This is a genomic window from Clostridium sp. AF21-20LB, assembly GCF_003478795.1.
Lineage (GTDB): Bacteria > Bacillota > Clostridia > Lachnospirales > Lachnospiraceae > Otoolea > Otoolea fessa.
This window is the reverse complement of sequence record NZ_QUGD01000045.1, coordinates 1-5,507: the sequence shown is the minus strand read 5'-3', so window position 1 is coordinate 5,507 and position 5,507 is coordinate 1. Positions and strand designations below refer to the sequence as shown.

Annotated in this window: 4 protein-coding genes and 1 pseudogene; 4 read left to right on the top strand and 1 reads right to left on the bottom strand. The window is 48.6% G+C overall.

The genetic code is table 11. The annotated features are described in order from the left end of the window. The first annotated feature begins 262 nt into the window (after nt 1-262). From rpsL to tuf, 4 genes are all read left to right on the top strand, one after another. Entirely contained in the window at nt 263-682 is a 420-nt protein-coding gene (gene rpsL / locus DWX76_RS13505; protein WP_022358472.1) for a 30S ribosomal protein S12, read from the top strand. Nucleotides 683-987: 305 nt separating this feature from the next. Next, nucleotides 988-1,458 carry a 30S ribosomal protein S7 gene (rpsG, locus tag DWX76_RS13500; RefSeq protein ID WP_022358473.1) on the top strand — a complete coding sequence of 157 codons (471 nt, stop codon included), beginning with the start codon at nt 988-990 and terminating at the stop codon, nt 1,456-1,458. 15 nt (nt 1,459-1,473) lie between these two features. Next, the gene (gene fusA, locus DWX76_RS13495; RefSeq protein WP_118570869.1) at nt 1,474-3,594 is read left to right on the top strand and encodes an elongation factor G; all 2,121 of its coding nucleotides are present in this window, start codon (nt 1,474-1,476) and stop codon (nt 3,592-3,594) included. A gap of 155 nt (nt 3,595-3,749) precedes the next feature. Next, a complete protein-coding gene (gene tuf, locus DWX76_RS13490; protein ID WP_107000672.1) occupies nt 3,750-4,943 on the top strand; it encodes an elongation factor Tu in 1,194 nt (397 codons plus the stop codon). A 290-nt stretch (nt 4,944-5,233) separates the two neighbouring features. Here the strand turns inward: tuf and DWX76_RS13485 are convergent. Next, a pseudogene (locus DWX76_RS13485) lies at nt 5,234-5,507 on the bottom strand (collagen-like protein); the annotation flags it as partial.

Genomic DNA, 5,507 nt, shown 5'->3' with positions numbered 1-5,507 from the left:
GAACCGAAAGTGCCGTAAGAAAACGTGGTGGCAGCAGGAATTTGCCGTATTTAAATGCGAAGCCACGGCAAATTCCGTTACTGGGCACGTATGCGTGAACAGTAACAAACCCTTTATTTTACGGGAAAAATTTGCATTTTATACCTTGACAGTGAAACTCAAACTAGCTATAATAAGTAAGCGTGCAAAATTCAAGGAATTTCTGCGCGGAAATACAAGCTTAAAAAAGCAACCACAGACAATATCACAGGAGGTGAAAAGGATGCCTACATTTAACCAGTTAGTAAGAAAGGGAAGACAGACATCTGAAAAGAAATCAACAGCTCCGGCTCTGCAGAAGGGATACAACTCTTTACAGAAGAAAGCTATCAACGTTTCTGCACCGCAGAAGAGAGGCGTGTGTACAGCCGTTAAGACTGCAACACCTAAAAAGCCTAACTCTGCTCTTAGAAAAATCGCCAGAGTTCGTCTTTCCAACGGTATCGAAGTAACAAGCTACATCCCGGGTGAGGGACACAACTTACAGGAGCACAGCGTTGTTCTGATTCGTGGTGGTCGTGTAAAAGACTTACCAGGTACCAGATACCACATCATCAGAGGTACTCTTGATACTGCAGGCGTAGCCAACAGAAAACAGGCGCGTTCCAAATACGGCGCTAAGAGACCGAAAGACAAGAAATAATTTTAATTAGGTAGAAGTTCTATTAGATTTAGAATGAATGTGCCGGACTTTGATATTGATCCTGTAGGTTGCAGGGAATCATAGAACCGCGCACGAGACGCAGGTTGAACTTAGAGAGAACCTGCCGAGTAGGAAGAGAGGAAGCACCATGCTCAATGTCGCGCTGAAAGACGCGCTCGTTTCGCAGGTGCGCTTTCACACTAAGCTCGTGAGGAACCTCGCTAAGTGTTCAATGCGAGTACCTAAGATCTAATGAATGGCTCCCGCGGCTCCCCGCCGGAGCAGATATTAAGGAGGGAAGTAACGTGCCACGTAAAGGACATACTCAGAAAAGAGACGTATTAGCGGATCCGCTGTACAACAACAAGGTTGTTACTAAATTAATCAACAACATCATGCTGGACGGCAAAAAGGGCGTTGCTCAGAAGATCGTATACGGCGCGTTTGATCGTGTCGCTGCAGAATCCGGTAAGGAAGCTGTAGAGGTTTTCGAAGAGGCAATGAACAACATCATGCCGGTTCTGGAAGTTAAGGCAAAACGTATCGGTGGTGCTACCTATCAGGTACCGATCGAGGTTAAGCCGGAAAGAAGACAGGCTCTTGCACTTCGCTGGATCACTCTGTACTCCCGTAAGAGAGGCGAGAAGACTCAGGAAGAGAGACTGGCAAAAGAGATTCTGGATGCAGCTAACAACACTGGTGCATCTGTGAAGAAGAAAGAAGATATGCATAAGATGGCAGAGGCTAACAAGGCATTTGCTCATTACAGATTCTAATAGGAGGAAAAAGCTTTGGCTGGAAGAGAATATCCGTTAGAGAGAACCAGAAATATTGGTATTATGGCTCATATCGATGCTGGTAAGACTACCACTACTGAGCGTATTCTGTATTATACTGGTGTTAACTATAAGATCGGTGATACTCATGAAGGTACTGCTACCATGGACTGGATGGCTCAGGAGCAGGAGAGAGGTATTACCATCACTTCTGCAGCGACAACCTGTCACTGGACTCTGCAGGAAAAATGCAAACCGAAACCAGGCGCCCTGGAGCATCGTATCAACATCATCGATACTCCAGGACACGTTGACTTCACGGTTGAGGTTGAGCGTTCCCTGCGTGTACTGGACGGTGCTGTAGGTGTATTCTGTGCTAAGGGTGGTGTAGAGCCGCAGTCTGAGAACGTATGGCGTCAGGCTGATACCTACAATGTACCGCGTATGGCATTCATCAACAAGATGGATATCCTGGGTGCAAACTTCTATGGCTGTGTAGAGCAGATCAAGACCAGACTTGGTAAGAATGCTATCTGTTTACAGCTTCCGATCGGCAAGGAAGATGATTTCAAGGGAATTATCGACCTGTTCGAGATGAAAGCATACATCTACAATGATGATAAGGGTGAGGACATTAGCATCCTTGATATCCCGGAGGATATGAAGGATGACGCTGAGCTTTACCACACCGAGCTGGTAGAGAAGATCTGCGAGCTGGACGACGATCTGATGATGGCTTACCTTGAGGGTGAAGAGCCGTCTGTAGATGAGTTAAAGAAAGTATTAAGAAAAGCAACCTGCGAGTGTCAGGCAATCCCGGTATGCTGTGGTACTGCATACAGAAATAAGGGTGTTCAGAAGCTCCTGGATGCAATCATCGAGTTCATGCCGTCTCCGCTTGACATCCCGCCGATCAAGGGTGTTGACCTGGATGGCAACGAGACTGTAAGACATTCTTCCGACGAAGAGCCGTTCTCTGCTCTTGTATTCAAGATCATGACCGACCCGTTCGTAGGTAAGCTGGCTTACTTCCGTGTGTACTCAGGTGTTATGAACTCCGGTTCATATGTACTGAATGCAACAAAGGACAAAAAAGAGCGTGTTGGACGTATCCTTCAGATGCATGCCAACAAGCGTCACGAGCTGGAAAAGGTTTACTCCGGTGATATCGCAGCAGCGATCGGATTCAAGTTCTCCACCACAGGTGATACTATCTGTGATGAGCAGCATCCGGTAATCCTGGAGTCCATGGAGTTCCCGGAGCCGGTTATCGACATCGCTATCGAGCCGAAGACCAAAGCTGGTCAGGACAAGATGGGCGAGGCTCTTGCAAAACTGGCAGAGGAGGATCCGACCTTCCGTGCTTATACAAACAAAGAGACTGGTCAGACAATCATCGCTGGTATGGGCGAGCTCCATCTGGAGATTATCGTAGACCGTCTGCTTCGTGAGTTCCACGTTGAAGCTAACGTAGGTGCTCCGCAGGTAGCTTACAAAGAGACCTTCACAAAGGCTGTAGATGTAGACAGCAAGTATGCAAAACAGTCTGGTGGTCGTGGTCAGTACGGTCACTGTAAGGTACACTTCACTCCGATGGATCCGAACGGCGAAGAGACCTTCAAGTTTGAGTCCAGCGTTGTCGGCGGTGCTATCCCGAAAGAGTACATCCCGGCTGTAGGCGAAGGTATCGAAGAGGCTGCTAAGGCAGGTATCCTCGGCGGATTCCCGGTACTCGGCGTTCACGCTGACGTATACGATGGTTCCTACCATGAGGTCGACTCTTCTGAGATGGCTTTCCATATCGCAGGTTCCATGGCATTCAAGGATGCTATGCGTAAAGGTAACCCGGTACTGCTTGAGCCGATCATGAAGGTTGAGGTAACCATGCCGGAAGAGTATATGGGTGATATCATCGGTGATATCAACTCTCGTCGTGGTCGTATCGAGGGTATGGAAGACATCGGCGGCGGCAAGCTGGTTAAGGCTTATGTTCCGCTGGCAGAGATGTTCGGTTATTCTACCGACCTTCGTTCCAGAACTCAGGGACGTGGTAACTACTCCATGTTCTTTGAGAAATATGAGCCGGTTCCGAAGAGCGTTCAGGAGAAAGTTCTTGCTGGAAAAGCTGAGAAATAATTAAAAATGTAACTATATTGCCTTTTCCGGGCAGATAACTGCCCGGAAAAGCAATATTAGGCTTGAAAAAACGGCTCTAATCGAATATAATTAGAGTCAGCCTAACATAAATTGAGATACCCGTATTGGGTGTAAATTAAGGAGGACGTCTTAAAATGGCAAAAGCAAAGTTTGAAAGAACTAAACCGCATTGTAACATTGGTACTATCGGACACGTAGACCATGGTAAAACAACCCTGACAGCAGCTATCACAAAAGTTCTGGCTGCAAGAGTAGCTGGTAACACAGCTGAGAACTTCGAGGATATCGATAAAGCTCCGGAAGAGAGAGAGCGTGGTATTACTATCTCTACTGCACACGTTGAGTATCAGACAGAGAAGAGACATTACGCACACGTTGACTGCCCAGGACATGCTGACTACGTTAAGAACATGATCACTGGTGCTGCTCAGATGGATGGCGCTATTCTGGTTGTAGCTGCTACCGATGGTGTTATGGCTCAGACAAGAGAGCACATCCTGCTTTCCCGTCAGGTAGGCGTACCGTACATCGTAGTATTCATGAACAAGTGCGATATGGTAGACGATCCGGAACTGCTTGAGCTGGTTGAGATGGAGATCAGAGACCTGCTGAACGAGTACGAGTTCCCGGGCGATGACACACCGATCATCCAGGGTTCTGCTCTGAAGGCTCTTGAAGATCCGAACGGCGAGTGGGGCGACAAGATCATGGAGCTCATGGACGCTGTAGATTCCTACATTCCGGATCCGGTACGTGCTACAGATAAGCCGTTCCTGATGCCGATCGAGGACGTATTCACCATCACAGGTCGTGGTACTGTTGCTACCGGCCGTGTTGAGCGTGGTACTCTGAAACTGAACGATGAGGTTGAGATCGTTGGTATTCACGAGGAGACTCGTAAGACTGTTGTAACTGGTATCGAGATGTTCCGTAAGCTGCTTGATCAGGCTGAGGCTGGTGATAACATCGGTGCTCTGCTTCGTGGTGTTCAGAGAACTGACATCCAGCGTGGTCAGTGTCTGGTTAAACCGGGCTCTGTAAAATGCCATAAGAAATTTACTGCTCAGGTTTACGTTCTGACAAAAGACGAGGGTGGTCGTCATACTCCGTTCTTCAACAACTATCGTCCGCAGTTCTACTTCAGAACCACTGACGTAACAGGCGTTTGTGAGTTACCGGCTGGTACCGAGATGTGTATGCCGGGCGACAACGTAGAGATGACTGTAGAGCTGATTCATCCGGTAGCTATGGAGCAGGGTCTTCGTTTCGCTATCCGTGAGGGCGGTCGTACAGTAGGATCTGGTAGAGTTGCTACTATCATTGAGTAATCAATGAATTAAACAAAGGTGCTTCTTGTATGCGCAGCAGGCAAGAAGATGTACCGTATATATATAATATAAAGTCGCTTCCAGGAAGCGCATTGTGTCCAGACGTAAGAGATACCCCGGAACCGTAAGGTTCCGGGGTTTTTCTGTTGTTTCATAGGAAATTGCGTTCTATGAAACAACAAACGCTCCGCGAGGATGCGTACTCGCGCGAAGCAGAAACATGTCGCAAGCGACCGCGCGAGACGCCCGAATGTGTCAAGGCACATTCTTTTTCACAGAATTTCAGCCTTTTACGCATTGTCGGTTGCCAGAAGTCCGGCGGCACGCAGGTTGGCAAGAAGTTCATTGAAGCGTTCAACGACATCTTCAGCACTTGTTGCATCTGCGACGGGAGCAGCGGCGGTGACGATGGCGGCGGGACCGGTAGGACCTGTAGCGCCGGTAGGACCCGTTGCGCCGGTAGCTCCTGTAGCGCCGACAGCTCCTGCAGCGCCGGTAGGACCTGTAGCGCCGACAGCTCCTGCAGCGCCGGTAGGACCTGTAGCGCCAGTTCGGACCCGCAGC